Here is a 26477-nt window from a genome sequence, read left to right on the forward strand (position 1 = left end):
CACTCGATTTGGTTTTTCAAATCGTTCGGAGCCAATCCGGAGCCATTACTCAAACCAGGGAACCCGCTTCTCCCAAATTGGGAAAATCCGGAATGCTCGATGCATCTTTTCGTATCCGAAAGAATCGATAGCAGATATTCCAACTGGCTGTCAACTCGTCTGAGTTGAATAAACTGGCTGAATCCCAGATGCTGTAAGGCTGCAAAGAATTTAGAAAAATCCTTTGGCAACGAGGCAAAAATTAGGGGAGCCAGTGTGTTCATCAGGGTCAAGTGAGACAGAAAGTTTAGCTGATTTGGTGAACTCGGAGTGAATCATCCCGACTGAGATGTTTTAGAACAAATTCGAGATTTTAGTCAAGCCATTTGTCGTCCGTATTTGATGACAAGAAGTTAATGTAAAGAATATCATCGCTCAACCGTGAAATCATGCAGGCGACAGAGCACGTCTATTTGGTTTCTCTATGGTTTAGATTTCTGAAATCCAGTGTGGCTGTAGGTTTGAATATGATATTTACTCACAATTCAGTTGAATGAAGCTGATAGAAAATCCGCGAGATTACGGACGCGAAGAATGAATTTTCAGATATGGATTTCTTATCTAAGAAGCGGCATTCGGTGATCTAAATAACTAATTAACTGTGAGAACGTTGCAGGTTGTGGGAGGAGCGATCGCGCTTGGGAAGAAATTGTGCGATCGCTCCTGCTCCTATCTATCTCATATCTATATATATATATGTGGGAAAACAACTAACTCAGGTGCCCGAGTTGACGGCGCGCTTCAAACAGCCCAAGTGCGGCGCTGACCGAGAGGTTAAAGCCCCGCACTGCAGGTTGAGTAATGGGAATATAGGCAAGAATTGGGCAAGTCTGCATCACGTCGTCAGGCAGACCTGCGGTTTCACAACCAAACAAGAGCCAGTCATCGTCTCGATACTGAATTTGGGTGAAGTTCTGGGTCGCTTTGGCACTGAAGCCGATCCAGCGTCCACCCTGGCTTTGAGAGTAAGTTTGGAAGTCGTCGATCGAATCGTGAACCGTGAGGTTGACGTATTCCCAGTAGTCGAGACCCGCACGCTTGAGATAGCGATCGCTAATTTCAAAACCTAGCGGGGCAACGAGGTGAAGTTCAGTTTGAGTTGCGGCACAAGTGCGGGCGATATTACCTGTATTGGGCGGAATTTGGGGATGAACGAGAACAACTTTAGGCATGAGTTAATCGATACTTTGGATGAGAATGAACGAGATCCTGCTTAAAAAGTAGAAAATCATGCTCATATACGATTTTTTAATGATTGAGCACAAAGAAGAATTGATTAAATATTCTAATTACATCGGCATATCCACCGAAAGTGAGATAAACCTCCTTGATTTGTTATCAATTTCCAACTTTTTAGTAGAAAAACTTGTGGTTTCTCTCAGATAAGCTCAGGCAGATCGCTTAGAAGATCCAGACATATCGCTGAGCAAGAAAATTAGCTAGAATTCCGATAGGATAAGGGTTTTCGTAATCTAGATTACAGTTTATCGACAAACAAAAAAGCCAGGTTGGAAAATTTTTTCTCCAATTTCTGGCTTTTTTAGGAATGAGATAGACGCTCTAATTGCTTTGAGCAGGATTTGTGGGAGCCGCTCCTGGATTTGGCGTAGCGGGAGCAGAATTGGTTGGGCTAGTAGTTGGGCTAGTGGTTCCCGACTCTGAAGCTGAAGGTTGAGTTGTACTTAACCGAGTGATTTGATCTTTAAATTGAGCAGGTGCGAGAGAGGTCGCTTTATCAAAGAGCGGTTTTGCCTCATCGTTTTTACCCTGTTCCTTCAGCACTAGGGCTTTGTAGAGAACTGGCTGAAAATCGTTGGCATTGGTTTTAGAAGCCTCATCAAATGTGGTTAAAGCTTCGTCATAGCGTTTTTGAGACGCAAAAACTTTGCCGAGTAAGACTTGAACTGCAGTGGTATCTACACTATTCGGCTGAGTTTTATTGGCGGTTGGAGCTTGTTTGAGGGTGTCTTGTAACAGCCCGATCGCGGCTTCAGGACGTTTTTGTTTGATTAATAAGTCTGAAATTCCAGCGAGCGCATTCAAATCACCGGGTTTGGATTGCAAAATATTGCGGTAAGCTTGTGCGGCTCCTTCTGGATCGTTCAACTGCTGTTTTGCCTGAGCGAGCAGAACGGCATATTCAGTCTGATTCGGATTGAGTTTGACGAGTTTTTCGAGCGGGTCAATCACCCCTTTAACATCGTTGAGCTTGAGCCGCGCTTCTAAAAGCCCGCGCAGAGCAGTCGAGTTTTCGGGTTCACGCTTGAGAACTTCTTCGTAGCCTCTCGCTTGTGCTTCGATATCCGCTTTTTGATCTTGAGGAGTGGCGGCTTGAGAAGGGCTAGGATTTGGCTTATTGGCTTGTGAGTTACTGCTAATCGCAGAGGTAACCAGGGGTAACATCGTCACACCCAATAAGCCGACCGTTGCCACGATTAAGACAAGGTTCAGGAGCCAACGATTTTTGCGCGTTTCGGTCACGGGATTACCTCACAGTTCTTTGCAGAAGTCAACAGGCTAAATGGGATTAGCAGATTCAACGATAGCGCAAAGTTGTGAAATGGAGGCGGAAATGTGGGGAGTGGGGAGATAGGGGGTGAGGAGAGCAGTAGAGATCTCACATCATTTGCTTTTACCCTACTACTCCCTACTCTCTACTTAAACTAGGCTTGAGCAGGTCGCTGAGTTGCCACTGGCGTAGACGACGATCGCGGTTCTGCTGCGGGGTCAACTTCTTTCAGTTCGATGTGATTTAACAGCGTCGTGACAAATGCAAATAGGAGAAAGGGGAGCGATAAAACGAGAATTAAACCGACCGTTGCAAGTGCGTAAATAGGGCGACTTGCACCCATCATTGCCATTGCAGATGCCAAACTGAGAAAAATGACGATCAACCAAACAATAATCTGACCGTAGATGTCGCCAAACGAGAGCGTACAGACCATTCGGTAACGGTGCATGTTATTCATAATGCTCCAAACATCAGCAAGATTTGAGAGATTATCTAAACGTAACGCTGATCAACAGATGGAGTCGATTTCTCAAGAATATTGAAAGGATCTGTAATTTTCCCTCAAGGCAATGATCCGCAGTGGGGTAGAAAAGTTAATCAAATTGCGGCAGGCGGATCAGTTTGACGTGGCTGAGCGAGACAGTAAATAATCGATCGCACTTAACATCTCAGCAGGTGGACAGGGTTTGATCATGTACGCATCTGCACCTTGTTTCATGCCCCAGTAGCGATCGAAATCTTCACCTTTAATCGAACAGATCATGACTGGAATGTTCTGGCTGCGTGGATCACTTTTGATCCAACGGCAAAGCTCATAGCCATTCATGCGCGGCATCACGACATCTGTAATGACCAGATCGGGTGGATGTTTTTGAATGACGGATATGGCATCAACACCATCATTCGCAACGGCAACATCAAATCCTTGATGCCGCAATTCGGTAGAAATGAGTTCTCGCACAACCGCGCTATCGTCCACGACTAAAACCCAACTCATAGCGATTCCTTCCACTCAACCTGGTATCTAGCCTTACTATTTGCATTATTCATCGAACTTCAGACCGCTTCCGAGAAAAATCTGTGAAGAGAGTGTGAAGGGTTTAAACAGGTTTTTTGCCGTTCAGAACTGGAGTTCGGTTGATGGCGAGGGGTCGATCGAGATGTTTTGCCCGATATTGTCCTAAGACATATTGATCGACGTGTTGGAAAATGACGATCGGGGCTGTGACGCGGCAAGTAAAAAACTCGATCGCAGCTCGCCCCTCTGAAACTCGGACTTTGGGTGAAAAATCTTTCGGGGGTTCAGTTCGCCACTGCCAATTTGCAGAATCTGGAGGCGCATCGATCAATCGATGGTGTACCCAGTCTGCAACCTGCCCAATTTTTCCCATTTCCAGAAGTTCACGGCGTAAGAGTGAAGCCATCACAAAAGACCGGGGAGAATGATCGCCGTCGATCGCGTCCATGCAGTCTGCCAATGCGCCTTCAGGTTGAGGAGGATTGTCGCGTCCGCTGGCTGTGAGTAATGCTTTTTCCAGATGAGAAGTGGTACTACAGGACTCAGGTAGTGCCCAAGTTACGCCTGTCCCGTCTTCCCCTAGACGAAAGAGATAAGTCACTAAACGAAAATCGGGCTTGAGTTTGATGCTTGGAAGTGTCACGAGGACAGCACCAGGGTTTGTGGCGCTAATAAACCATCGCCCTTGATTATTCGGCATTTGCAGCGTTTCATCGAGTGAACTGCCGAAGTGAAATAAGCTGCCTAACTCCTCTAAGGAATCGGGTTTTGGAGGTTCATCCATGTTGTTGTAGAGATTGGGATGATTCTCAGATTCGGGTACAACCAAAGCAGATCTCAAATGTTGTCGAATTTTTTGGAGGACTTCGAGTGGAACTCTTTGGGTAGACATGGGTGAAAAGGGGCGGGAGAAGACTTCTATCGTTTCTATAAAGTGCCCCGAAGTCAGCTAGAAGTTTGTACGAGGAAATCGAGGAATCAGGGTGAGGAACTTGAGAAATCAGCAATCAAGAAATCAGCGATCGTCACGCATTGCGGTACGAAGGAGTACAGTCTCATTTCTCCCCCGTTCTTCATAACCCTTCATAATAGAAGGAGCTTTTTCACGATGTCGAAACTATGCCGAGAGACTTGCGAGGATTTATCAAACAGATCGAAGAGCGCGGACAGTTGCGTCGAATTAAGACGCTGGTTGATCCGGATCTAGAAATCGCTGAGATTGCAAATCGGATGTTGCAACACGGCGGGCCAGGATTGCTGTTTGAGAATGTGAAAGGGTCAAACTATCCGGTTGCTGTCAATTTGATGGGAACTGTCGAGCGGGTTTGCTGGGCGATGAATATGGAGTCGCCGCTTGAGTTAGAAACGTTGGGGAAAAAGTTAGCGCTGTTGTATCAGCCACGTCCGCCGAAGAAATTTTCTCAAGCGATCGAACTTGGAAAAGTTCTATATGATGTCGTTCAAGCCAAACCTGCGCGGGACTTTTTCCCTCCTTGTCAGCAAATTGTGCTGAAAGAAGGTGAGTTTGATTTTAATCAAATGCCGTTTTTGCGCGTGTATCCGGGTGATGCAGGTAAAGTTGTCACGCTGGGATTGATGATTACGAAAGATCCTGAAACGAAAATTCCGAATGTTGGAGTTTATCGCTTACAGGTGCAATCGCAGAATACGATGACGGTGCAATGGCTTTCGGTGCGTGGCGCGACTCGACATTTAAGAAAAGCAGCAGAACGCGGTGAGAAATTAGAAGTTGCGATCGCGCTCGGGGTTGATCCTCTAATTATTCTGGCGGCGGCAACTCCTTTACCTATCGATCTTTCCGAATGGCTGTTTGCCGGAATTTATGGGGGAACGGGCGTACATTTAGCAAAATGCAAAACCGTTGATCTAGAAGTGCCAGCAGATTCAGAATTTGTGTTTGAAGGAACGATTACACCCGGAGAGACCGGTGTAGATGGGCCTGCGGGTGATCACATGGGGTATTACGGCGGGGTGAATGAGAAAGCGCCCTTGCTCAGATTCAACTGCGTGACGCATCGGAAAGATCCAATTTATTTGACAACCTTTAGTGGTCGTCCACCGAAGGAAGATGCCATGATGGCGCTCGCGTTGAACCGTATCTATACTCCGATTCTGCGTCAGCAAGTCCCAGAGATCATTGATTTCTTCTTGCCGATGGAAGCGTTGAGCTATAAAGCGGCGGTTTTATCGATCGATAAAGCTTATCCAGGTCAAGCGAGACGTGCAGCCTTGGCATTTTGGAGTGCGTTGCCGCAGTTTACTTACACTAAGTTTGTGATTGTGGTCGATAAGGATATCAACATTCGCGATCCGAGAGCCGTAGTCTGGGCGATTACGTCTAAAGTCGATCCGGCGCGGGATGTGTTTATCCTGCCTGAGAATCCATTTGACTCCTTGGACTTTGCGACGGAGAAACCGGGTTTGGGCAGTCGGATGGGAATTGATGCGACGACGAAGATTTTCCCAGAAACAGATCGACCCTGGGCAGACCCGCTGAAGTCTGATCCGGATGTCGCTGCAATGGTCGATCGACGTTGGGCGGAATATGGGCTTGCCGATTTGGAATTGGGTGAGGTTGATCCGAATCTGTTTGGCTACCAAATCGAGCAGTAAGCAGAACAGCAGATCAGATTCGGTTTCAGTTCGTTCATGACATTGAACCTTCTATGCCAAATGGCAGGGAGGAGTATCAGAACTGCGATCGCGCTCTTGATTACGAAATTAGGGAGATGTGTGGATTAAGGCATAGCCTAAACAGAGCATTCTGCCGTAATTATGCACTCAGGCAGAGGCAATTGATCTCTAGCTAAAGAGACAGGTGATTGCACCAGTTGCTGCCTAGACTGAGAAACTAAGCGAGCGAATGACTTGCTAAATTTGTTGAGCTATGGAGGTTTAGCGATGACTTTGACATTCAAGCGGGCGATTACTCCTGGAGTTCTTGCTGCGAGTTTAGTCAGTGCAACTCTGCTGCCGATCAAACCTGCTGCCGCCGATCAAAACATCTGGCGGGACATTGGAATTGGGGCAGGAGTTGGAGCTGCATCTAGCGCAATCACGCGACATAAGGTCGTTCCGAATATTATCAACGGAGCTGCAGCCGGAGCAGCGGTCAATCAATCGCGAGATTTAACCACGAAGAAAGGTCAGCGTCCTGACTTTCTCAGAGATGCTGCTGTGGGTGCAGGAACGGGTGCAGCAGTTGGCTCCGTGACAAATCGCCGTCATGCCGTGCGGAATACTGCGAATGGAGCTGCAGTAGGAGCGGTGATTAATATTCTGACTCCGAAGCCCCGCCGTTAGGAATGGGAGGGGGGATATAGCACTCTTTAGAGAAATGCTATATCCCCCATTCCCCTATTAATTCAGAGAACATTTTCGGTGCGATCGACAACTTGAGTTTTACTCTGCCTTAACCTCAATCTGGTAGATTCCTCCTGATGCGAGTCATGATTGGAGTTCTACCTGATGAAACGCCGGAATTTGTTGCTTTTTCTGAGTGCAGCGGCGGGAACTGCTGCGATCGCGAGTCTTGCAAAGAATCATCAGAAGTTTTCAATCCCTTTTCAGTCTTCTGGCTCGGCAACTATCAGCTTCAAATCAGTTCAAGGTCCAATGCCGCTTTTGACAGATGCAATTGCCTCAGATCAGAGCATTTCGGCATTGGCTCAGTACGAAATTCAAGACGATCTGGTCTTACCTGAAGGCTTTACCTATGATGTGATTGGAGCCTGGGGCGATAAGATTGGAGACTCACGGTTTGGGTATAACAATGACTATCTTTCATTTGTTGAAACGGCTGCAAATGAAGGCTATCTCACCATTAATTTTGAATATATTAGTGCAATTCCTTGGTTGCAGAGCTACTCGAAAGTACTGGGTAAAAAGCTGCCCGTCGAAGCGGTTCAGGCAGAATTGAAAAAGAACGGCGATCGGGGGTTGAATGCGTTTGCATTGGCTGAGAAGAATCTGCTCAAGACTCAGATCGCAACCATCTGCAAAGAAGCCTTGATTGATCAAGGGATGGGTGTGATTTCGATTCGCAAAAATGCAGAAGGCAAGTGGGAACGAACTTTTTCGTCCAACGATCGACGAATTACCGGAATTTCTGGTCTAGAAGATGGACGCTATCTCAAATGCACAGGAGCCGCAAAAGCCGTCTTTGAGAAGAAATCGGGTAAAGGGTATTTGGACAAATTGGGCGATCGTATAATTGGAACGTTTGCAAACTGTGCAGGAGGGACAACGCCTTGGGGCACTGTGCTTAGTGCAGAAGAGAATATTCAAACCCAAGTTCCTGATCCGGTGTATGCAGATGGCACTTCTTTTCCGCCCGATCGCGTGACGTTCAGAATCGACGATGAAGAAGTGTCTGGGCAGGGAAACGTCTTTGGGCTAGCAGGTAATAAGTACGGCTGGATTGTTGAAGTAGATCCTGCGAATCCCAAAGATTTCGGCACAAAGCACACTTGGTTAGGGCGTTATCGACATGAAGCAGTTGGAGTCAGAGCGGAAGCTGGTAAGCCGCTAGCATTTTATTCAGGCTGCGATCGACGAGGTGGACATATTTATAAATTTGTCAGCCGTGAGCAGGTTACTGATCCGAAAGATAAAGCAAATTCTCGGTTACTAGCTGACGGAATGCTTTATGCTGCAAAGTTCAATGAGAATGGCACAGGAGAATGGATTGCGCTCAAAGCAGATACCCCCGTGAATCCTGACGATCCAAGTACGATCGTGGGTGGAATGATCAATCTCCCCAATCGTCCGGCAGGCGGCTTCGCGCCATTTCGCAAGCAAGCAGAGATTGTGAAATACAAACAAAAATTCAAAACCTTGGGCGATCTCTATGAAGGCAATCCAACCGAAAAACAAGGTGCGATTTTGATTGATGCTCACTATGCCGCGAATGCTTGTGGTGCAACCTGTACAGCCCGCCCTGAAGATACAGAAATTGCACCCGATGGTTCACTCTACATTGCGTTTACTTCTGGCTCACCCGATAGTCGCGATGGTGGTCCTGATCAGCGCATTTTCAAAGGGTCGAATGGCGAAGTGCCTTATGAGCATGGATTTGTGATGCACTTAACTGAGGAAGGTAATGATCCGGCTGCAATGACATTTCAGTGGAAAATGCTAGCCCTCGGAGGTGAACCAACCGCAGGTGGTGCGGGCTTCTCGAATCCGGATAACTTAATGATTGACCCTGATGGGCATGTTTGGATTGTGACGGATATGTCGTCTGACAAGCTCAATAAAGCAGTGCCAAAACGGGTTGGTAAAAACGGAGTTCCAATCAGCCAGTCGAATTTGCGCGGATTGTTTGGCAATAATAGTCTGTGGTTTGTTCCAACTTCGGGCGAGAATGCTGGCGAGGCGTATTTGTTTGCGATGGCTCCGATGGAGGCAGAACTTACAGGACCATTTATGAGTCGCGATCGCCAATCTCTCTTTTTGGCAGTTCAGCATCCTGGCGAATTTAAAGGGATTCGCCAGGGGATGAAATCTGAGGCTCGGCAATTTGCGATGAGAACACCGGATGGGAAAGATTTTACCCAAATCCGTCAAGTGCCGCTTGGATCTAATTTTCCGAGTAAAAAAGCGGATGCGCCACCTCGTCCTTGTGTCGTGGTGGTGTCGAGAGATGCAGGAAAAGCGATCGCAGGTTACGCTACAGATACAACGATCGTCTAAGACACGCGATACGGTTCGACTTCGCTTCACTTATGGCAACAGAGCCAAAGCAGAGTGAGCAAAGTCGAACCTTGAGTTTTAGAATCGCAGACCGACTCCACCTTGCAGGGTTGCGGCTGTGCCCCCATTCTTATAGCCATCAAACGCAATCACCGCATTGCCAAATACGACAACATTGCTGTTGGGTAATGCATAATCAATCCCTGGCTGAATCGCAAAACTAGTGCGATTTCCCAACACCGTATCTCCGCCGAGCGGAATCGAAGCCCCTGCTCCGATATAAATATCAGTCTGCCAATTCAGTGGGTAATCGTAAGAAACGGTGGGTACGATTGCGGTTCCACTGCCAATAAACGCTTGGGCGCGCAATGATATGGGTGCTCTGAGAAACTTGTAGCGTCCAGCCACAACCGCTGAAACGCGACTTCCATCTCCATCTCCGCTCGACAATCCAAATGCTGGTCCCACACCGACATAGCTACCATATGCGGCTTGCGCAGAAGCAGGCGCTTGAATTGCACAAATTCCGATGAGCGCTGCTCCACAAATACCAAGTTTTTTATCGAATCGTCCAAACAAACCTGTTAAAAATTCCATTGCTCGACTCCTCATGACCAGGAACAGCGACGCACCAAAATGCGATCGAATTATTTTTCATCATACCGAAGAATGCCCGATTCTCAAGCCCTACGCACTTAGTTTTGATCAGAACTTTGATCAGAAATAAAAGACTTTGGCGGAAACTTTTAGAATAGGGAAAGCTCCATTTATTCTGATTCGTTATGTCTGATTCTGCACTGGGCGATCGCTATTCTAATTTGATTGAACAAATTATTCAGCAAACGCTGAAGGGGAATATTCGATCCAAAGAACAGGTTTATCAAATGCTGGTGCAAGAGATTGAACCGGATAGCGGTGAAGTGTTTGATGCCAAATTTCGCGATCGCATGGTGCAGACTCAAACCACAGCGAATGATAAAAGTGATGAGTTAAAACAGGCGAAAGCGATGCGAGCGATGCGGGCATTGCAGACGATTGAAGGAGAATGGAAACGCTGGCAATCGGACAATCAAAATAGAAGTGCGATCGCAACTTCTGTGCGGCAACTTAATCAGGCAGATAAACGCGATCGCATTCTGATTTTTCTGACGTTAAGCGATCCAAATCATCCTGAAAGCCTCAATTCTGATCAACTCAAGCAAGTTGCGCTGACTCTCAAGCAGCAACCGATTTCTGATGCAGAAACTCAGCAAGAACTCTCGCAACTTAGTGATGGAATTCTGCGAGGATTCAAATCTTGGGAGGTTTTGCAGCCTCATTTAATTAGCTGGATTTATAACCCGGAGCAATTAGGATTTGGAGGAACATCGAGAGGAGTCAGACCCTGGGAATTGTGGGCAGGGCAAGCGATCGGGAATTTGCCAAAGTCGTTTTTTGCGGCTCTTGATCAAGAACAATCCGCAGGAGAATGGGCAGAATCGCAGACTGAAGTTGCATTATCAGATTGGATTGAATTTCTGATCGTTGTGCAAACGTTACAACGAGGATTAGTCAGTTGGGCGGAAAATCAAAGCTATAGTTCCAAAGCAGGAACGTCAATGTCGGTTTCGATTTTTCTTACATTTGCGTTGATTTGGTCGGAGCTAGCAGGAGGATTTTCTCGATCGACGGGTTTGAATTCGATCAATCGCGAACGTTTTTCAGAAGCCTCGTTTCGAGTCACGTTGCAGATTCTCCGAGTTTTTGCCCAACGGAAATACTTCCCCTTATATGGAACGATTTATACGTCTTTTACTGGAACTTACTTCCGCGAGGCAATGAACTATCTGAGTGAGCCTTTGAAGCGAGTGAAAGGAACCCAGGAAAAGGCGCGAATTCTGACGCTGATTGGATCGACACAGCGCATCATTGGCGCATTAGAGGTTGCAAAAGAGCTACATACACAGGCAAAGGAGATTGCTCAAGACGCGGGTGACAGGCGTTGTGAGATTGCGAATTTCAATCATTTAAGCCGCATTAGTATCATCGAGAAGAACTATGCAGAAGCAATTAGTACCAGTCAAAGAGCTTTGATTCTCAGTCGGCAATCGGGAGATCGTATGGGTGAAGCAAATGCGCTGGCTAACTTGGGCTATGCTGAGGTTTTCCAAGCTCAATTACTCGAATCTGATCCGGATGCTTATGAATTAGCGATCGGCTATTTAGAACAAGGCTTAGCTTTGTCTGAAAAACTCGGAGATTTGCAGAGCCAAGCTTTATGTGCGATTAGCTTAGGCAGTGCTTACGTGACGTTGAATGACGCTGAACAAGCTTTGAAGTACCTCGAACAAGGCAGCTATGCGGCAGGAGAGTCAGGAGATCGCTATTTACATGCACTCTGTTTAGCGTATGTGGGTGAGGTATTTTATCAGCGTCAAGATGCAGAAAAAGCAATTGTGGCTTCGGCAATGGCGATGTACAAACTTGAACAGATGGGTTCAACCGATTGGCGCACCTCGGCTGGATTGCTCACGATTTTGCAAGGACAATTAGGCGATCGCTTCGAGCAGATTTTGCAAAGTCAGCGATCGAGTTTGATCGCAGAAATTGGAGTCGATGGATTTGACTATTTGAGAGAATTACTCGATCGATATCGCCAAGCTTAAGATTTCACGGTGAACTCAAGGTTTTTCATCATCAATGCTTTTCTATCGGCGTAGATTCAATCTTGCGCTCATCAGAGTTGCTTAAAATCAAATGAACTAATTGATCTACGACTCGATCGCGGGAGAGTTGCATCAATTCTTCTCCATAAAGCATTTTTTGCAAGATCACCCAAGAGACCATTGAGCCGAAGAAGATCTGAGCGATCGCTTCTGGGTCATGCAACTTGAGTTCTTTGCGCGATCGCAAATATTCACACAGCATTGATTTTCCACGCTGCACAACTGCTTGTGTATAGAGTCGTGCTAATTCTGGAAATCGCTCTGATTCGCCAATCACAATTCTCAGGAGCGGAATATAGTTGCCGCGATCGACCACATCATTGAAGAAAATTTCTGCCAATCGTCGGAGTAATTGTTCAGGCTCAACCTTTTGATGATCTAGCTCAAATAGAGTGGTAAAGCGAATAATCGTCGCTTGCTCGATCAGTGAGCGAAACAATCCCTCTTTGTCTTGGAAGTAACTATAAATTGTTTGTTTAGAAACGCCTGCCTCTGCTGCAACACGATCCATACTCGTTCCAGCGTAGCCGGATGTGAGAAAGACGGTCATTGCACCTTTGAGAATTTGCTCTCGTTTAACCACTTGACGATCCGGGGAAAGTTTCGGCATTTGGTGAACTTTTCCAAAGAAAACATTGTTTAATCATACTAGACCGTCTAGTATGATTTGTATTCTGCAACCAGACTTCACAATATGGCTCACACTCTTCCACAGCCTGCAGATCACGTTCCAGATGCGCCGTCTCAGAAGCCATCTCAGAAATCGAAGCGAGTCTTGATCATTCCTGCGGTTTTCGCGATCGTCGGAATTGGATTTGCTACTTGGCACTTCTTGCCAAAGCCAGAAGCCACGACCTTACCGCTTAGCGGACGCATCGAAGCCGATGAAACCGATATCGGTGCGAAAACAGCCGGGCGAATTAGTGCAATCAATTTTCGCGAAGGAGATGAGGTGCAGAAAGATCAAGTTGTCGCGCAATTGATCGATGAGGAAGTGAATGAGCAATTGCGGGCAGCAGAAGCACAGGTCGCAGCAGCACGGCAAGAAGAACAGCAGGCGCGATTAGAGATTACAGTCGCAGAGAGTCGGATTCAAGAAGCACAGTTGAATGTGCAACAATCGCAAGGGGATTCGCGGGGACGAATTGATCAAGCGACTTCTAATGTCTCGGCAGCAAAGGCACAGTTAGCACAGTCAGAAGCTCAAGTAAAGCAGGCAGAAGCTCAAGTGAAAGAAGCGCGATCGCGAGCCAAGCTAGCAGCATCCGATCGCGATCGCTATGCGCGGTTAGTGACTCAAGGCGCTGTGAATCGGCAGCAGTTTGATCAAGCTCAGATGAATTTTGAGACGGCTCAGGCAGGAGTAGAAACGGCGATCGCCACTTTACAAGCGCGAGAAGAAGCGGTGAATGCAGCGCGAGATCAGTTGAATGCGGCGCAGGGTGGATTAACCCAGACTGAAACGACCGAATTGAATCCGGAGATTCGCGGGGCACAACTGGCTGGATTACAACAGCAACGACAGCAAGCTCAAGCAAAACTCGCTGCCGCACAGGCAAAAGTGAAAAATGCGTTAGCCAATCAGCAACAGATTCAGAAACGCTTAGATTCTTTCGTTGTGAAAAGTCCGATTCGTGGTGTGGTTACGGCTCGACCTGTTGAACCTGGAGCAGTGGTGGCAACGGGCAAGACATTGTTAACGGTGGTTGATTTGAACACAGTTTACTTACGAGGATATATCCCTGGAAGTAGTATTGGCAAAATTCGCGTAGGTCAGCGCGCTCAAGTGTTTTTAGATTCTGCTCCGAAAGAGCCGCTCAGTGCGAGAGTCGCTGCGATCGATCCGAAAGCTTCGTTTACGCCAGAAAATATCTACTTTCGAGACGATCGAGTCAAACAAGTCTTTGGAGTAAAAATTGCGATCGACGATCCAGCCGGATTTGCCAAGCCTGGAATGCCTGCGGACGGGGAAATTTTACTCAAGGAGTAGAGCTATGACTGCGATCGTATCTGCTCCTCTTTCTCAGCGCGTTGCTGATCCGATTGTTCAAGTGCAGCACTTGCAGAAACAATATGGTCGCGTGACGGCAGTTCGCGGGATTGATTTTAGTGTTGCTTCAGGTGAATTGTTTGGCTTGATTGGGCCGGATGGAGCCGGGAAAACGACGACCTTTCATGTTCTGGGAGGGGTGATGGAAGCAACGGCTGGCAATGTTCAAGTGTTGGGACGATTGCCGAGAGAGGCAAGATTGCAGATCGGCTATCTCACTCAGCAGTTTTCGTTGTACTTGGATCTCAGCATTGATGAAAATCTGCGCTATATGGCTGGCTTGCGAGAAGTTCCAGATCATCTTTTTCAACAGCGGCGAGAGAAGTATCTGCGATTGATGAGTTTAGATCAATTTAGCGATCGCTTAGCTGGACAACTCTCAGGCGGAATGAAGCAAAAACTCGCACTCTGTTCTGCTTTAATTTCTCAGCCTCAAGTGCTTTTGCTCGATGAACCGACAACGGGTGTCGATCCCGTATCGCGTCGTGAATTCTGGGATGTGCTTGCGACTTTAGCAGCAGAGGGAGTGACGATCATCGTAGCAACACCTTATTTAGATGAAGCAGAACGCTGCAATCGAGTTGCATTGATGTATGACGGAATGATTCAGCACATTGGCACTCCGGCTGAATTGAGACAAAGTTTAGGCTTGCATCGACTGGAAGTGCATACCCCGCAGCTTGCAGTCGCCGAACAGATGTTGAGCGATCATCGCGAGATTGCAGATGTGCAAACTTTTGGCGATCGCTTAGATGTGTTAGTCGTCGATGAAAAAGTGGGAGAGCAAGCCATTCGAGAGCAATTTCGCGATCGACAGCTAGAACTCTCCTCACTCCAGATTACAGAACCCACGTTAGAAAATGTTTTCGTCACTCAACTGCGGCAGCAAGGTTTAGCTCCGAAGATTTTAGAATTTCCGCGTGCTCGATCGGGTCGGAAATCTCCAGAAGAGATTGCAATCTATGCGCATAATCTCAATCGAGTCTTCGGCACATTCCAAGCAGTTAGGAATGCGAATATTGAAGTTCGCTACGGTGAGATTTTCGGATTACTTGGTGCGAATGGAGCTGGAAAAACCACCACGATCAAAATGCTGTGTGGATTGCTGCCGTCTAGCTCAGGTGAGATTGCCCTTGGTGGAGAACGGGGAAATCTTCGCAGTCGCGATTTGAGAAAGCGTATTGGCTATATGAGCCAGAAATTTACGCTATATGATGATTTGTCGATCGTTCAAAATCTAGAGTTTTACAGTGGTGTGTATGGCGTGCCTCGTCAACACAGACGCGAGAAGATCGACTGGGTACTTGCAACCTGCGGACTCGAAGGACAGGAAGATATGGTCACGGGACAATTGCCGGGGGGATGGAAGCAACGGGTTGCTTTTGGCGCATCTGTGATGCATGAGCCTGATATTTTATTCTTGGATGAGCCGACATCTGGTGTTGATCCGCTCGCAAGACGGCAATTCTGGCGATTGATCAATGATTTTGCCCGAAATGGTGCTGCGATCTTGGTTACTACTCACTATCTGGAAGAAGCAGAACAATGCAATCGAATGAGCTTTATGGTGGCAGGTGAAACGGTACTAGAAGGCTCACCGAGTCAGATTAAAGCAGCGCAGCCTGGACAACTGATCGAAGTCGTTGTTCCTCACGCTCAAATTGCTTCCAACTTACTCAAGCAACAGATGGAAAGTTGGCGTGTTTCAATTTTTGCCGATCGCTTACATGTGGTCATCGATCATCCTGAAGAGATTGAAGAACTGCGATCGCGGCTCATCGCTGCAAATTTATCTCCTATTTCCCTACTTCCCATTCCCTACTCCCTCGAAGATGCCTTTATCGGGGTTGTCCAGCGCGCTCAGGCAAAGCTATGAAACGTATTCTCACTCAAGCTCAGAAAGAACTGGCTCAATTTAGACGCGATCGCTTAACTCTAGCACTGGCGTTTATTTTGCCATTGATGACCTTATTCATTTTTGGATTTGCAATTCGATTGGAGGCAAAGAATATTGCGTTGATTGTGCAGGACTTCGATCGCACTCATCTCAGTCAAACTTATACAGAAAGGCTGTATGTGACGAATCAATTTGTTCCGGTGCAATGGAGCGGGCTTGATCCATTACGAGATGGCATCGAACGCGGGATTGCTCAAGCTGCTGTGATCATTCCGCCTAAGTTTAGTGCAGATGTGGAGGCAGGTCGATCGACAAATGTGCAAGTGCTGATTGATGGAACTGATGTGAACAATGCGCGGGTGATTAAGAATAGTATTCAAGCCTTCACAAATGCGTTTATTCAGGATGAAGGTTTACTACGATCGTCTCCTAAATTAGTCGCAAAAATTCGATTGTGGTTTAATCCTGGGCGGCAAGAATCTCTGTATATTGTTCCTGGAGTGTTTGGGGTGATTTTGGCAGTTTATCCGAGTTTACTTGCAGCGCTAGCAATGGCGAGAGAGAAAGAGCAAGGGACGATTCTACAAACTTACGCCTCTAATATTAGTGCGGCTGAATTACTTTTAGGAAAATGTTTGGCTTATTTTCTAATTGCGATCGGACAAGCGATCGTGGTGATAGGAATTGGAGCAGCGATTTGGCAGTTGAGGTTTGTCGGCGATCCGACTCCGTTTCTGTTTGGAGGAGCATTGTTTCTGCTAGCAAGCGTGATATTTGGATTGTTAATTGGAGTGAGAACTGGAAATCGATCGGTTGCTGTGCAAGCGGTCGCAACGGCTGGCTTTTTACTTGCGCTGTTGTTATCCGGCTTTATCTATCCACTCAGCAACATTCCATTTCCGTTATCGCTAGTTTCGAGTGTCGTTCCAGCTCGATACTTTATCGAACTATCACGGGATGCGTTTGTGAGAGGAGCAGGATGGACTGGAGTGTGGGCGGCTCCGGTTTGTTTAGCTGCGATCGCGTTTGTCTTGTTCAATATTGCTCGTCGAATCCTAGGTCGAATGCAGCTACCCGGATAGCTTGCAGTTGAAGAACAAAAGAATGCTCCTATTCCCCCACTCCCCCATTCCAATTTATTGGAGATCAACCCATGCCTATCCTTCGTCATTTCCTAGCCAGTCGATTTTTTGTCCTAGCACTCAAGGAAATTCGGCAGATTCTCCGCAACAAACAATTGATCTTTTTGCTTGTCTTTCCGCCAACAGTACAGCTTTTGATTTTCGGATTTGCTCTGAGTCCGAATGTGCAGCATCTGAAGCTTGGAGTCGTAGACTATGCGAACACGACGCTGAGTCGAGAATTGACGGCAACAATGACGGTCAATCGGGTCTTTGACGTTAAATCGAGTCCGATCGATGAGCGCACATTAGGTCAGCAAGTTCAAAAAGGCGAGATTACAGCGGGATTAGTCATTCCAAGCGATTTTAATCGATCGCTCAAAGGCGATCGACCTGCGGAAGTACAAGTTCTCATTGATGCAGTCGATGCGAATACAGCGGGGATTGCTAGTGGCTATGCGTCTCAAATTATTCGACAATTTGGGCGGCAATTTTCTCCTGATACGGTTCCTCCAATTCAAACCGAAGCTGCAATCCTCTACAATCCGGGATTAGTTTCAAGCTGGTTTATCGTTCCAGGTGTGATTGGGCTGGTGCTTAATCTGGGTAGCTCTTTAGTCTCAACATCAGCGGTCGTGCGAGAGAAAGATACGGGGACTTTAGAGCAGCTACTTATGACTCCTGCGGCAGATTGGGAGATTATCTTAGCGAAAGTTGTACCCTTGTTCTTTTTACTATTAGGTGAAGTGATGTTGGCACTTTCGGTAGCTTACTTTATCTTTCATGTACCGTTTCGCGGGAATTTGTTGTTGTTTCTATTTTTTTCTGGGCTGTATGCTTGTGTTGGAATTGGAATAGGCTTTTTACTAGCAACGATTTCGCGATCGCAGCAGCAAGCAATTTTGACTTCGTTTTTTATCAATCTTCCGTTGATTCAGCTTTCAGGAGCGATCGCGCCTGTAGAAAGTATGCCGAAGTTTTTTCAAATCCTGTCGCTTGCGAATCCACTGCGACATTACATTAAAATCGCGCGAGGCGTTTTACTAAAAGGCAATGGATTAGATGTGCTGTATCCAGAGGCGATCGCGCTTTTTGTATTTGCGATCGCGTTTCTGTTGATTAGTACAAATCGATTTCGCAGTCAGTTGAATTAGACTCCTGAATAAGGCGTTGACGCGAAAGTTTTCGTCTGATCGGTTAGTAAAACGCGATCGCATAAATGAAACAATTCCGTCTCAGTTTGAGTCTGGCGCATCGACTTCAAAAAATTCCCTTCAGCATCAATACTCAGCGCAACATAGTTCAAAAACATCTTGAGATAGCCAAGTCTTGCACGCTCTGGAACATTTGCTGCTGTTGGAGTTTTCCATAATCGATCGATATACTGACGCACTTCAGCTAAAGGGACAGGAGTAATCTTCTCACCTTGTAACCCTTGTCGAATTTGCTCAAAAATCCAAGGATTACCAATCGCCCAACGCCCAACCATTACGCCTGCTGCACCTGTTTTAGCCAGAACGTCGATCGCAGATTGTGCCGAGTGAACATTGCCATTTGCTAGCACAGGACAATTCACCCATCGAACCGCTTCAGCAATCAAATCGTATTTCACAGTCCCGTGATACATATCTTTAACAGTTCGACCATGCAAGCTGAGGAGATCAACGTTGTGGCGATTGATCAGGTCTAAAATTTTGTAGAAATTATCTGTATTGTCAAACCCAACTCTCATCTTGACGGTAAACGGTCGATCGGTCACGGTTTGTCGGAGTGCGCCTAAAATTTGATCGACTTTTTCAGGTTCTCGCAGCAATCCGCCACCCACATTCTTTTTGTAGATTCTGGGTGCTGGACAGCCCATGTTTAAATCGATTCCAGCACACTCATAGCGGCAAAGATCTCTTGCAGTTCTGACGAGATCTGGAATGCTTTCCCCAATCATCTGCGCAAAAACTGGGCGACCTGTATCATTCTCAGTAATCGCTTCGAGAATGGTGCGATCGAGTCTCGATGTATCATTCACCCGAAAATACTCAGTGAAGAAATAATCCGGGCTACCGTACTGAGCGATAACTTTCATAAACCAGAGATTCGTCACATCCTGCATCGGTGCAAGAGCAGTGAGCGGTAAATCTGGATGCGACGATTGAGGGAGCATAGAGAAAAGCGCGATCGCTCGGATTGAACTCGCTCACTCTATCAAAAAACAGGGTTCAATAAGGGAATGGGTTGCCTATTTTAGATAGCTTTTAAGCTGAGTGCGCACCTCAAAGAAATCTTCCCAAGCTAGATAAGGCTTTTTCTGCTCTTCTAAATATTGAGTCAGCGGTGGACGTGCAAACACGAGAGAAGCTGCCATTGCGAGATTCCAATCTGTCACCGAATCTCCGATCGCAATTGTCTCATCTGCTCCATAGGTCGCCATAATCTCAGCTTTGGCAACAATTTCAGTGCCACTCTCATAGGGCGAATTCAAACGTAAGCAAGTATCTGTCGTATCAATATCCATCGCATGAATTGCCACAATGCGATCGAGAAACGGTTCGAGTACAGCTTCCACCATGCCTCGAAATCCACCCGAAATCACAATAAATGGGATCGACTCTTGCTCTAGAAAATTTAGTAACTCAACAAACCCAGGTCGAATCGCTTTTGGGCGCGTGAATTCAATAATATCCGAGTAACTCGAAGAAGGAATCGCTTCCACCATTTGCCGCACACCCTGCCGAAGCGTGACTCGTTTTGAGTAGATTTCAGGCAGCACTTGAGCCGCAGCTTCAGGTGCAAATCGTTTCAACATTGCTACAAATGTTTCTTCGACTGTAATCGTGCCATCGAAATCACAAAAAACCATTCGCTTCACAGACAACCCTCAACCCATCGCAGTTTGCCTTGTCAATTGTAACTGCTGAATGAGAGCGACAGTTTGCTGATACGCGATCGTATGTCCGTGTTGCTCAAACAGAGAAGCTGCATTCTTCAAGTCTGAAAGTGCGCTTGCTGCTCGACCCTTCTGAGCGTGAGCAATTCCTCGCTCTAAATATGCGCTTGCATGATCCGGTTGAAGTGCGATCGCAGTTGTAAAATCGGCGATCGCCGCTACAAAATTCCCTTGCCAGCGATACAGACAGCCGCGATTGTAGTAAGCTCGCTCATCCTGTGTGTTCAAATCAATCGCTTGACTAAAATCTGAGATTGCCTTTGGCATCTGCTGCAATGCAAAATAAGCTAAACCGCGATCGGTATAAATTTCAGCGATCGTGGATTGATCTTCTGGCTGTTGAGCGAGTGCTCGATCGTAATCAATTAAAGCCTGCCAGTACTGTTGCATTGCGACTTTTGCCAATCCGCGATTAAAGTAAGCGCGAACATCAGCATGAGTGCGTAACAGAGTACTATTATCCGCGATCGCAGCTTGATAATTGCCCATGCGATAGTAAGCCAGTCCACGATTGAGCAGAACTTCGGATTGATTAGGCTGCTGATTCAACGAAGCTGTACAATCCGCGATCGCCTCTGAATAATGGGCTAATTCAAGCTGAGCAAGACAGCGATTCGCATATGCTAACGGTTGATTTTGATCAGCATCAATAGCAATGCTAAAGGCACGGACTGCATCTTCAAACTGCCCAGTCTGTAATGCTTCAACGCCTTGATGAAACGAGATCGAGCAAGATAGCGCAGGTTGGGGCGTAATCAGCCATATCAAAAATGCCATCAAACCAGCGAACACTTGCAGATAATTCGGTCGGCTCATCAGGCTAGCTCCAGTGACGCGATCGCTTTCATTGTGAAAAGGCTTTTTGATCCCGTCAAACGACACTCCGTAGAATATAAAGTTAGTTAAACAAGAATTGATATCTGTTGAGTAAAATGATCAAATGTGTCGCAAATCTCTCAAATTCAGCCGCGATCGTGTCTAAAATTGCGTTACACCAACTCTGATTAAGATATGTAAACGTTATCAGACTAAATCGAATAATGGCTCGCCTTCACCCTTATGATTATGAATAACTCACGTAAGAATTCGTAAGAATTAAGGGAGATTATTAGGCGTGGCAATTCCTCTTTTAGAATATTCCCCGATTTCACAAAACCAACGGGTCGCTGGATATGAAGTGGGAAGTGATGAGCAGCCCCGGATTTACTCCACTGAAAACTTGCTGTCCCCATCCGATATGGACACGCTGATCGAAGTGGCATATCGTCAAATCTTTTTCCATGCGTTTGCAGCAGACAGAGAGCGTTTCTTAGAATCGCAACTTCGCAGTGGACAAATCACCGTGCGCGACTTCATTCGTGGACTCGTACTTTCTGATACCTACAAGCGTAGCTTCTACGATCTCAACAGCAACTATCGCTTTGTGGAACAGACCGTTCAACGGGTGCTAGGACGTGATGTCTATGGCGAACGTGAAAAAATCTCATGGTCGATCGTGGTTGCAACCCGAGGAATTGTTGGGTTTATCGATGATCTGCTCAACAGTGCAGAGTATCTAGAAGCGTTCGGATACGACACGGTTCCCTACCAACGCCGTCGCATCTTGCCGAGCCAAACTGCTGGAGAACTTCCGTTCAACATCAAATCACCCCGCTACGATGATTACTATCGTGGCAAGCTTGGCTTCCCGCAAATCATGTGGCAGTCTACGGTTCGCAGTTTTGTGCCTCAAGACAAGCAAGCCAAAGCAGGCAGCCCAGCAGCGTTCTTGGATATGGCACGCAGTATCAGCCCAAGAGTTAATCCGCCGCAACTGATCTCTGCACTCAACATTGATATTGAGAAGTCAGTTCCTTATCGTCGATAAGTGCTGAAAGTTTGATCGATCAGTTCCGAATTAAGTCGATCGTTGAAAACCTGAAAGTAAGAGATTTTAGATTCTCTTGCCTTCAGGTTTTTCTATTGGCAAAAACGCTCAAGCTCGATCGGCGTTCTCTTCTAAAAAGCCTAGCTCTAGTAACGCTTTTCGGATTTTCGCTTTAGAGGGCAACACCTTTGGTGCAGTCAACTCTAGTTCACGAGCCGTGTCAAATAGCTCCCGAATTAAGCGATCGAGCGAATCTTCCTCAGCCGTTTCAGGAAGCTGTTCGATTCGCCCTTCGTAAGCCAACGTGTAAAGCTCTAAATGGTTCTTGCCAATCACTCTTGCAAGCTTTCTCAACGTTTCAGGGGTCGGACAAGTCCCTTTAAAGCAAGCACCCCTCAAACGAGGTTGAGGCACACCGGATAGCTCTGCCAAGCGATTCATACTGATTTGATTTTCTTCCAGATATCGGAGAATAAACTGCCCTAACGGAGAGCAATCTTCAGCTTTAATCTGCAACCGGGCTGGCATGACTCAAGATTCAGAAAGAGTAAGTATCTCCAGAATAATTGGCAAGGTGCAGCTTAAACAGAGATGATCAAAATTGTCATATCACCACTCCTGCCCTTCGCCTCTCCAAAACGCTAAGGGGTCTGGGATTAAAGGACAAGGCGGATAAAATCGCAAACAGTCTTCCTGTCCAGGCTGCACGATCGGTGGTGTAATCTCCAACCCTAGACAAAGATGCGTCAGCGATCGCGCAAACTGCAAATGATGACCCGGTGAGCCTGCATGAGCATGAGCATATTCGTGCAGAACCAGGAGCAACCAATCTTCCGGCAAGACTCGCCCCACATCGACCAAAATCGTGATTGGCTCAGTTTCAAGATTACAAATGGCATCGATGCCAAACGATCGAGCAAACGGTGCTGCAAAAATTTGGAGATTCGGCTGCTCCCACGTATGAAAGCAGTTGTGGCAGTCTTGCAGAATTTGATGGAGTCGTTGATTGACCGCATCAATTTTCCGCCCGATCCAAGTACAGATCACTTCACGATTCTTGGAATCATGAATCAGATCGATCATCTCTGGATCAGGCGCGAGACTGCGAATTCCGTAGAGGTAATCGAGTCCGCGCGCAAAAGCGTCTGCACTGGTTGTAACAATCAAACGATCGCTCACCCTCTACCAACCAAAATAAGAGAAATACTTTGTAGATTCAGCCGCAGGAGCCTCAGCATCTGATGTTTCAGCGATTCGAGTCTCTGTACAAAATGTCGCGGTGCTAAATCCACCAAACCGCTTAACGGTGCTGGTTCGCATACGCAGGTCAGGATTTGCAAACCAGAACCGTTCGGTCGAACTCATCGTTTCATATTCAGTCGTTAGCACTAAGCCATCTTCGTCGTCGATATGATATTGTCCGGCGACCGGAACGATTTCGGCATAGCCACGTTCGCGCAACAGTGTGCCTCGCCGAGGTGTTTCTGCATCCGGAATTAATGCAAAGACGGTCGAACCTTGGTGATTTTCATCATCTTTATCCCAAGCCATCGAACCGTGCCATGCCACATACGCGCCGCCGATCGCTAAACTCGGATCGACCTCATGTAACTGGCAAATCTCAATCACTTTCGGATGGTCAGCCGCGAGTGCCTCAACTTCAATCTGAGACTCGCCCGGTTCAGCGCGTTTAAATGCGAGGTGATGGGTGGTGCGCTGCGATCGCCAACGCCCTGTACTTTGCTGAAAAAACTCCATCGCATCCTTCATCTCAATCTCGCTCCCTATAAATTCAACTCAAACGACCCTTGAAAAGCTGGTTGATTAAGCGTTGTGAACTAACTTTCTCATCGTATCGCAGTTCTGATAGATTCGTAGCCTGCTGAAACCGCATGTTCGTCAAGCAACCGCAACCTCCCAAAGCGTAACTTTATTCAACTCAACAAAGGCTAGACATTTTTTAATATTAAGGATTATTACTTTGTTTCTCATTCTTGAGACAGCAGCTCCCTTGATCTCTTATCGTCATGAGAAGCTGGTTCACGAATTCACCATTTTTATATAGATTATTCAGTTTTAATTTAAGGAGCACAAAATGTCTAGTTCTTTGACATTCACCTTTTAAGCCTGGGGCTGTAATTAGAAAATTTCAGCGATTCGAGTGACTCAGCATTCTTTCTGAATCCGTGCCAGCAGATGCTGGAGATGATCAATAAAAATACGGAGCAATTAGTGTGATGGGTCAATCATGTTTTGGAGTTGCAACACCTTAGGGCAGAGGTAAGGTCACGATGGAAAAGCAATCCTGTAATCCCGCAGACTTGATGGACCAAGCAACCGAAACAAGGCAGCCGAATGCCTGCGGGCATGAAACTCGCCCCAGAACGATTTTGATCATTGATGACGAAGAAGCAATCCAGATGGTGATTCGCTTTGGGCTGCAGATGACTGCCAGTTGGACGGTTTTAACAGCAGACTCTGGTTTAACCGGGGTTCAAATTGCTCAAGCCGAACAACCAGACGCAATTTTGCTCGATTATATGATGCCAAAGATGGATGGTATGGCAACCTTAAAAGCGCTTCAATCCTGTTCCGAAACAAATCGAATTCCTGTGATCTTTTTAACGGCAAAAGTGCAGTCTTTAGAAGAGCAACTTCAGACTTTAGGAATTAGCGGAGTCATTACCAAACCGTTTAACGCTCTGGATTTGTCCAAACAGATCGCCAAGATTTTGGAGTGGATTGAATGAAAATATTACTGGTTGAAGATGATGAGGCATTGTCTGCGATCTTAGTTCAGAACTTAGCTGCACATCATTATGTGGTGGATGCGGTTCATGATGGAGAATCAGGCTGGACGTATGCCTCGACGTTTGACTACGATTTGATCATTCTGGACTTGATGTTGCCAAAGTTAGACGGCATTTGTCTGTGTCAACGATTACGATCGGAAAACGATACTACTCCGATTTTGTTGCTTACTTCTGAAAGTGCGAGTACTGCTAAGGTCAGTGCTTTAGACGCAGGTGCAGATGATTATGTTGTTAAGCCTGTTGACACTCAAGAACTTGTTGCCCGCATTCGTGCTTTACTTCGCCGGAGTAGCAATTGCCCTTTGCCTATCATGACTTGGGGGGCGTTGTTTCTCAATCCGAGTACGTGTGAAGTCACCTATGACGGGTTACCACTGACGTTAACAACTAAAGAATATGAGCTACTAGAACTGCTCTTACGCACCAGTCCAAATTTATTAAGCGTAGAAGAAATTCTGGATCGTTTATGGTCTTCTGATGATTTTCCTTCAGAGGCAACGGTGCGATCGCACATTCGACGATTGCGTCAGAAATTAGTCGAAATTGGCGCACCTCAAAATTTCATTACAACGGTACATGGACGCGGCTACTATCTCGGTACGCTTCAATCTGAGCCAAGACCTGCGCCGACTCCCGAACAAGACAAGCAGCCCAATTATTTAGAATTTTTGAACCACCTTTGGAGTAAAACTCAGCCGAAAGCACTTGAGCAATTAGAAGTGATCAATCAAGCGATCGCGGCACTACAGGCGGGAACATGCAGCCAGGAATTACAAGCTGAGGCGCGCCAAATTGCTCATAAGCATGTGGGCACGCTCGGAACATTTGGACTGAATCAAGCGATGGAGCTTGCTCGCTTACTTGAGCAAGAATTTTCCAGCCAGACGATGCTTTCATCGCAGCAGGCAGAACGACTTGAGCCATTGTCGATCGCGCTTCAGCAAACTGTGCAACTGACGGCAAAAATTCAATCGGTTCCAGGAACACAAAGCCAGCCGAATTCTACGATCGTCTCGATTCCACTTCAAATAGAACCGACCCCTAGGGCAAATCCTCGCGTCATGATCGTGGATGATGACCATGCTTTTCTACGGATGCTGCCGACATTACTCCAGCCCTGGCACTTCAACATTACAACACTGGGAGAGCCGCAGCAGTTTTGGGCGGTTCTAGAAGCCGTTCAGCCTGATGCGCTGGTGTTAGACATCCATATGCCAGAAATCAATGGATTACAACTCTGCCAGGCACTTCGGCAGCAGCCGGCTTGGCGACGGCTGCCGATTTTAGTCTTGAGTTCTGTGACTGACCTCAGTACTCAAAATCTCGCGTTTACTTTGGGAATTGATGATTATCTCTGTAAACCAATTGTTGCGATCGATCTCGCTAATCGAATTTTGAATCGCCTTCAGCGCGTTCAAGCTTGGAGCCAAAGCTAAAGAGAACTGACCCAAAATTCTGCTCAAAAATAAGAACGCGATCGCGAAAGATTGCGACAAGCTGCAATGCTTAAATTAAATGTTAAGAACAGTATCTAAATGTAAACGGAATGCAAGGTTTCAGAAATCTTGTAAAAGCCTCAAACTTCTTGTCTGGTAAGGGTTTGAGGCTTTCGTATTATTTCTTAACTTCTTCTTTGAGCCTGATCCTAGGATTTGCACAAAATCTGCACAATTAAGTTGCTTTAATCATAACTATCGGAGAGCCGCTGAGCAGTTGACCTGGTTTCAATCGTTCAGTTCGCTCAAGTTCAACTCAACGAACTTGAGATTAGGTGCGGAATAAGCAGCTTTATATAGCTA

General features: G+C 46.6%; 24 protein-coding genes. 11 read left to right on the plus strand and 13 right to left on the minus strand.

The features are described from left to right. Positions 1–749: 749 nt before the first annotated feature. The 5 genes from LEPBO_RS0116320 to LEPBO_RS0116345 all read right to left on the minus strand — a co-directional run bounded on the left by LEPBO_RS0116320 (position 750) and on the right by LEPBO_RS0116345 (position 4461). Positions 750–1211 (minus strand): tRNA (cytidine(34)-2'-O)-methyltransferase, encoded by a 462-nt coding sequence (locus LEPBO_RS0116320; RefSeq protein ID WP_017288631.1) that lies wholly within the window; start codon positions 1209–1211, stop codon positions 750–752. Between the two features lie 388 nt (positions 1212–1599). Further along, positions 1600–2520: a tetratricopeptide repeat protein gene (locus tag LEPBO_RS0116330; protein ID WP_017288632.1), complete on the minus strand. Its 921-nt coding sequence runs from the start codon at positions 2518–2520 to the stop codon at positions 1600–1602. Positions 2521–2702: 182 nt separating this feature from the next. Further along, positions 2703–3008, minus strand: a complete 306-nt coding sequence (locus LEPBO_RS0116335; RefSeq protein ID WP_026148689.1) for a hypothetical protein — start codon at positions 3006–3008, stop codon at positions 2703–2705. Positions 3009–3167: 159 nt separating this feature from the next. Next, a complete protein-coding gene (locus LEPBO_RS0116340) occupies positions 3168–3548 on the minus strand; it encodes a response regulator (RefSeq protein WP_017288634.1) in 381 nt (126 codons plus the stop codon). 103 nt (positions 3549–3651) lie between these two features. Then, positions 3652–4461, minus strand: a complete 810-nt coding sequence (locus LEPBO_RS0116345) for a hypothetical protein (RefSeq protein WP_017288635.1) — start codon at positions 4459–4461, stop codon at positions 3652–3654. Positions 4462–4688: 227 nt separating this feature from the next. Here LEPBO_RS0116345 and LEPBO_RS0116350 point away from each other — a divergent pair, with 227 nt between their 5' ends. The 3 genes from LEPBO_RS0116350 (at position 4689) to LEPBO_RS0116360 (ending at position 9284) form a co-directional block, all read left to right on the plus strand. Next, complete coding sequence (locus tag LEPBO_RS0116350; protein WP_017288636.1) at positions 4689–6203, plus strand: UbiD family decarboxylase; 1515 nt, start codon at positions 4689–4691, stop codon at positions 6201–6203. A 288-nt stretch (positions 6204–6491) separates the two neighbouring features. Beyond that, the gene (locus tag LEPBO_RS0116355; protein ID WP_017288637.1) at positions 6492–6893 is read left to right on the plus strand and encodes a YMGG-like glycine zipper-containing protein; all 402 of its coding nucleotides are present in this window, start codon (positions 6492–6494) and stop codon (positions 6891–6893) included. Between the two features lie 165 nt (positions 6894–7058). After that, complete coding sequence (locus LEPBO_RS0116360) at positions 7059–9284, plus strand: PhoX family protein (RefSeq protein WP_017288638.1); 2226 nt, start codon at positions 7059–7061, stop codon at positions 9282–9284. Positions 9285–9362: 78 nt separating this feature from the next. Here the strand turns inward: LEPBO_RS0116360 and LEPBO_RS0116365 are convergent, their stop codons facing one another. Further along, positions 9363–9881: a hypothetical protein gene (locus LEPBO_RS0116365; RefSeq protein WP_017288639.1), complete on the minus strand. Its 519-nt coding sequence runs from the start codon at positions 9879–9881 to the stop codon at positions 9363–9365. 185 nt (positions 9882–10066) lie between these two features. On the opposite strand from LEPBO_RS0116365, the gene LEPBO_RS0116370 reads away from it, so the two are divergent. Next, positions 10067–11929 (plus strand): tetratricopeptide repeat protein, encoded by a 1863-nt coding sequence (locus LEPBO_RS0116370; protein ID WP_017288640.1) that lies wholly within the window; start codon positions 10067–10069, stop codon positions 11927–11929. Between the two features lie 31 nt (positions 11930–11960). Here the strand turns inward: LEPBO_RS0116370 and LEPBO_RS0116375 are convergent, their stop codons facing one another. Then, entirely contained in the window at positions 11961–12599 is a 639-nt protein-coding gene (locus tag LEPBO_RS0116375; RefSeq protein ID WP_017288641.1) for a TetR/AcrR family transcriptional regulator, read from the minus strand. Positions 12600–12683: 84 nt separating this feature from the next. On the opposite strand from LEPBO_RS0116375, the gene LEPBO_RS0116380 reads away from it, so the two are divergent. The 4 genes from LEPBO_RS0116380 to LEPBO_RS0116395 all read left to right on the plus strand — a co-directional run bounded on the left by LEPBO_RS0116380 (position 12684) and on the right by LEPBO_RS0116395 (position 18211). Beyond that, on the plus strand, positions 12684–13979 hold the full coding sequence (locus LEPBO_RS0116380; RefSeq protein ID WP_017288642.1) for an HlyD family secretion protein: 1296 nt from the start codon (positions 12684–12686) through the stop codon (positions 13977–13979). Between the two features lie 4 nt (positions 13980–13983). Further along, complete coding sequence (locus LEPBO_RS0116385; protein WP_017288643.1) at positions 13984–15915, plus strand: ATP-binding cassette domain-containing protein; 1932 nt, start codon at positions 13984–13986, stop codon at positions 15913–15915. Next, the gene (locus LEPBO_RS0116390; RefSeq protein ID WP_017288644.1) at positions 15912–17018 is read left to right on the plus strand and encodes an ABC transporter permease; all 1107 of its coding nucleotides are present in this window, start codon (positions 15912–15914) and stop codon (positions 17016–17018) included. Before LEPBO_RS0116385 ends, LEPBO_RS0116390 begins: the two co-directional genes overlap by 4 nt. A 71-nt stretch (positions 17019–17089) precedes the next feature. Then, positions 17090–18211 carry an ABC transporter permease gene (locus LEPBO_RS0116395; RefSeq protein ID WP_017288645.1) on the plus strand — a complete coding sequence of 374 codons (1122 nt, stop codon included), beginning with the start codon at positions 17090–17092 and terminating at the stop codon, positions 18209–18211. Here LEPBO_RS0116395 and LEPBO_RS0116400 read toward each other — a convergent pair. From LEPBO_RS0116400 to LEPBO_RS37295, 3 genes are all read right to left on the minus strand, one after another. After that, on the minus strand, positions 18208–19215 hold the full coding sequence (locus LEPBO_RS0116400; protein ID WP_017288646.1) for a tRNA-dihydrouridine synthase family protein: 1008 nt from the start codon (positions 19213–19215) through the stop codon (positions 18208–18210). The two genes, LEPBO_RS0116395 and LEPBO_RS0116400, sit on opposite strands and share 4 nt — an antisense overlap. Before the next feature lie 75 nt (positions 19216–19290). Beyond that, entirely contained in the window at positions 19291–19911 is a 621-nt protein-coding gene (locus LEPBO_RS0116405) for an HAD-IB family phosphatase (RefSeq protein WP_017288647.1), read from the minus strand. A gap of 18 nt (positions 19912–19929) precedes the next feature. Then, the gene (locus LEPBO_RS37295) at positions 19930–20814 is read right to left on the minus strand and encodes a tetratricopeptide repeat protein (RefSeq protein WP_036046020.1); all 885 of its coding nucleotides are present in this window, start codon (positions 20812–20814) and stop codon (positions 19930–19932) included. A 298-nt stretch (positions 20815–21112) separates the two neighbouring features. On the opposite strand from LEPBO_RS37295, the gene LEPBO_RS0116415 reads away from it, so the two are divergent. Beyond that, positions 21113–21865: a phycobilisome rod-core linker polypeptide gene (locus LEPBO_RS0116415; protein WP_017288649.1), complete on the plus strand. Its 753-nt coding sequence runs from the start codon at positions 21113–21115 to the stop codon at positions 21863–21865. A 108-nt stretch (positions 21866–21973) separates the two neighbouring features. Here LEPBO_RS0116415 and LEPBO_RS0116420 read toward each other — a convergent pair whose 3' ends face one another. The 3 genes from LEPBO_RS0116420 to LEPBO_RS0116430 form a co-directional block, all read right to left on the minus strand. After that, positions 21974–22393 carry a helix-turn-helix domain-containing protein gene (locus LEPBO_RS0116420; protein ID WP_017288650.1) on the minus strand — a complete coding sequence of 140 codons (420 nt, stop codon included), beginning with the start codon at positions 22391–22393 and terminating at the stop codon, positions 21974–21976. Between the two features lie 81 nt (positions 22394–22474). Next, positions 22475–23044: a hypothetical protein gene (locus tag LEPBO_RS0116425; RefSeq protein WP_017288651.1), complete on the minus strand. Its 570-nt coding sequence runs from the start codon at positions 23042–23044 to the stop codon at positions 22475–22477. A gap of 3 nt (positions 23045–23047) precedes the next feature. Next, complete coding sequence (locus tag LEPBO_RS0116430) at positions 23048–23635, minus strand: phycobiliprotein lyase (protein ID WP_017288652.1); 588 nt, start codon at positions 23633–23635, stop codon at positions 23048–23050. A 521-nt stretch (positions 23636–24156) separates the two neighbouring features. Here LEPBO_RS0116430 and LEPBO_RS0116435 point away from each other — a divergent pair. Continuing rightward, the gene (locus LEPBO_RS0116435) at positions 24157–24615 is read left to right on the plus strand and encodes a response regulator (RefSeq protein ID WP_017288653.1); all 459 of its coding nucleotides are present in this window, start codon (positions 24157–24159) and stop codon (positions 24613–24615) included. Continuing rightward, complete coding sequence (locus tag LEPBO_RS0116440) at positions 24612–26114, plus strand: response regulator (protein WP_017288654.1); 1503 nt, start codon at positions 24612–24614, stop codon at positions 26112–26114. Before LEPBO_RS0116435 ends, LEPBO_RS0116440 begins: the two co-directional genes overlap by 4 nt. Positions 26115–26477: the final 363 nt, after the last annotated feature.

The organism is Leptolyngbya boryana PCC 6306, assembly GCF_000353285.1.
GTDB lineage: Bacteria > Cyanobacteriota > Cyanobacteriia > Leptolyngbyales > Leptolyngbyaceae > Leptolyngbya > Leptolyngbya boryana.

What these genes read in the sequence shown, in the direction of transcription:
- LEPBO_RS0116320 (WP_017288631.1), bottom strand. Translation starts at nt 1,211, where the DNA reads ATGCCTAAAGTTGTTCTCGTTCATCCCCAAATTCCGCCCAATACAGGT.
- LEPBO_RS0116335 (WP_026148689.1), bottom strand. Translation starts at nt 3,008, where the DNA reads ATGAATAACATGCACCGTTACCGAATGGTCTGTACGCTCTCGTTTGGC.
- LEPBO_RS0116340 (WP_017288634.1), bottom strand. Translation starts at nt 3,548, where the DNA reads ATGAGTTGGGTTTTAGTCGTGGACGATAGCGCGGTTGTGCGAGAACTC.
- LEPBO_RS0116345 (WP_017288635.1), bottom strand. Translation starts at nt 4,461, where the DNA reads ATGTCTACCCAAAGAGTTCCACTCGAAGTCCTCCAAAAAATTCGACAA.
- LEPBO_RS0116350 (WP_017288636.1), top strand. Translation starts at nt 4,689, where the DNA reads ATGCCGAGAGACTTGCGAGGATTTATCAAACAGATCGAAGAGCGCGGA.
- LEPBO_RS0116355 (WP_017288637.1), top strand. Translation starts at nt 6,492, where the DNA reads ATGACTTTGACATTCAAGCGGGCGATTACTCCTGGAGTTCTTGCTGCG.
- LEPBO_RS0116360 (WP_017288638.1), top strand. Translation starts at nt 7,059, where the DNA reads ATGAAACGCCGGAATTTGTTGCTTTTTCTGAGTGCAGCGGCGGGAACT.
- LEPBO_RS0116365 (WP_017288639.1), bottom strand. Translation starts at nt 9,881, where the DNA reads ATGGAATTTTTAACAGGTTTGTTTGGACGATTCGATAAAAAACTTGGT.
- LEPBO_RS0116370 (WP_017288640.1), top strand. Translation starts at nt 10,067, where the DNA reads ATGTCTGATTCTGCACTGGGCGATCGCTATTCTAATTTGATTGAACAA.
- LEPBO_RS0116375 (WP_017288641.1), bottom strand. Translation starts at nt 12,599, where the DNA reads ATGCCGAAACTTTCCCCGGATCGTCAAGTGGTTAAACGAGAGCAAATT.
- LEPBO_RS0116380 (WP_017288642.1), top strand. Translation starts at nt 12,684, where the DNA reads ATGGCTCACACTCTTCCACAGCCTGCAGATCACGTTCCAGATGCGCCG.
- LEPBO_RS0116385 (WP_017288643.1), top strand. Translation starts at nt 13,984, where the DNA reads ATGACTGCGATCGTATCTGCTCCTCTTTCTCAGCGCGTTGCTGATCCG.
- LEPBO_RS0116390 (WP_017288644.1), top strand. Translation starts at nt 15,912, where the DNA reads ATGAAACGTATTCTCACTCAAGCTCAGAAAGAACTGGCTCAATTTAGA.
- LEPBO_RS0116395 (WP_017288645.1), top strand. Translation starts at nt 17,090, where the DNA reads ATGCCTATCCTTCGTCATTTCCTAGCCAGTCGATTTTTTGTCCTAGCA.
- LEPBO_RS0116400 (WP_017288646.1), bottom strand. Translation starts at nt 19,215, where the DNA reads ATGCTCCCTCAATCGTCGCATCCAGATTTACCGCTCACTGCTCTTGCA.
- LEPBO_RS0116405 (WP_017288647.1), bottom strand. Translation starts at nt 19,911, where the DNA reads ATGGTTTTTTGTGATTTCGATGGCACGATTACAGTCGAAGAAACATTT.
- LEPBO_RS37295 (WP_036046020.1), bottom strand. Translation starts at nt 20,814, where the DNA reads ATGAGCCGACCGAATTATCTGCAAGTGTTCGCTGGTTTGATGGCATTT.
- LEPBO_RS0116420 (WP_017288650.1), bottom strand. Translation starts at nt 22,393, where the DNA reads ATGCCAGCCCGGTTGCAGATTAAAGCTGAAGATTGCTCTCCGTTAGGG.
- LEPBO_RS0116430 (WP_017288652.1), bottom strand. Translation starts at nt 23,635, where the DNA reads ATGAAGGATGCGATGGAGTTTTTTCAGCAAAGTACAGGGCGTTGGCGA.
- LEPBO_RS0116435 (WP_017288653.1), top strand. Translation starts at nt 24,157, where the DNA reads ATGGAAAAGCAATCCTGTAATCCCGCAGACTTGATGGACCAAGCAACC.
- LEPBO_RS0116440 (WP_017288654.1), top strand. Translation starts at nt 24,612, where the DNA reads ATGAAAATATTACTGGTTGAAGATGATGAGGCATTGTCTGCGATCTTA.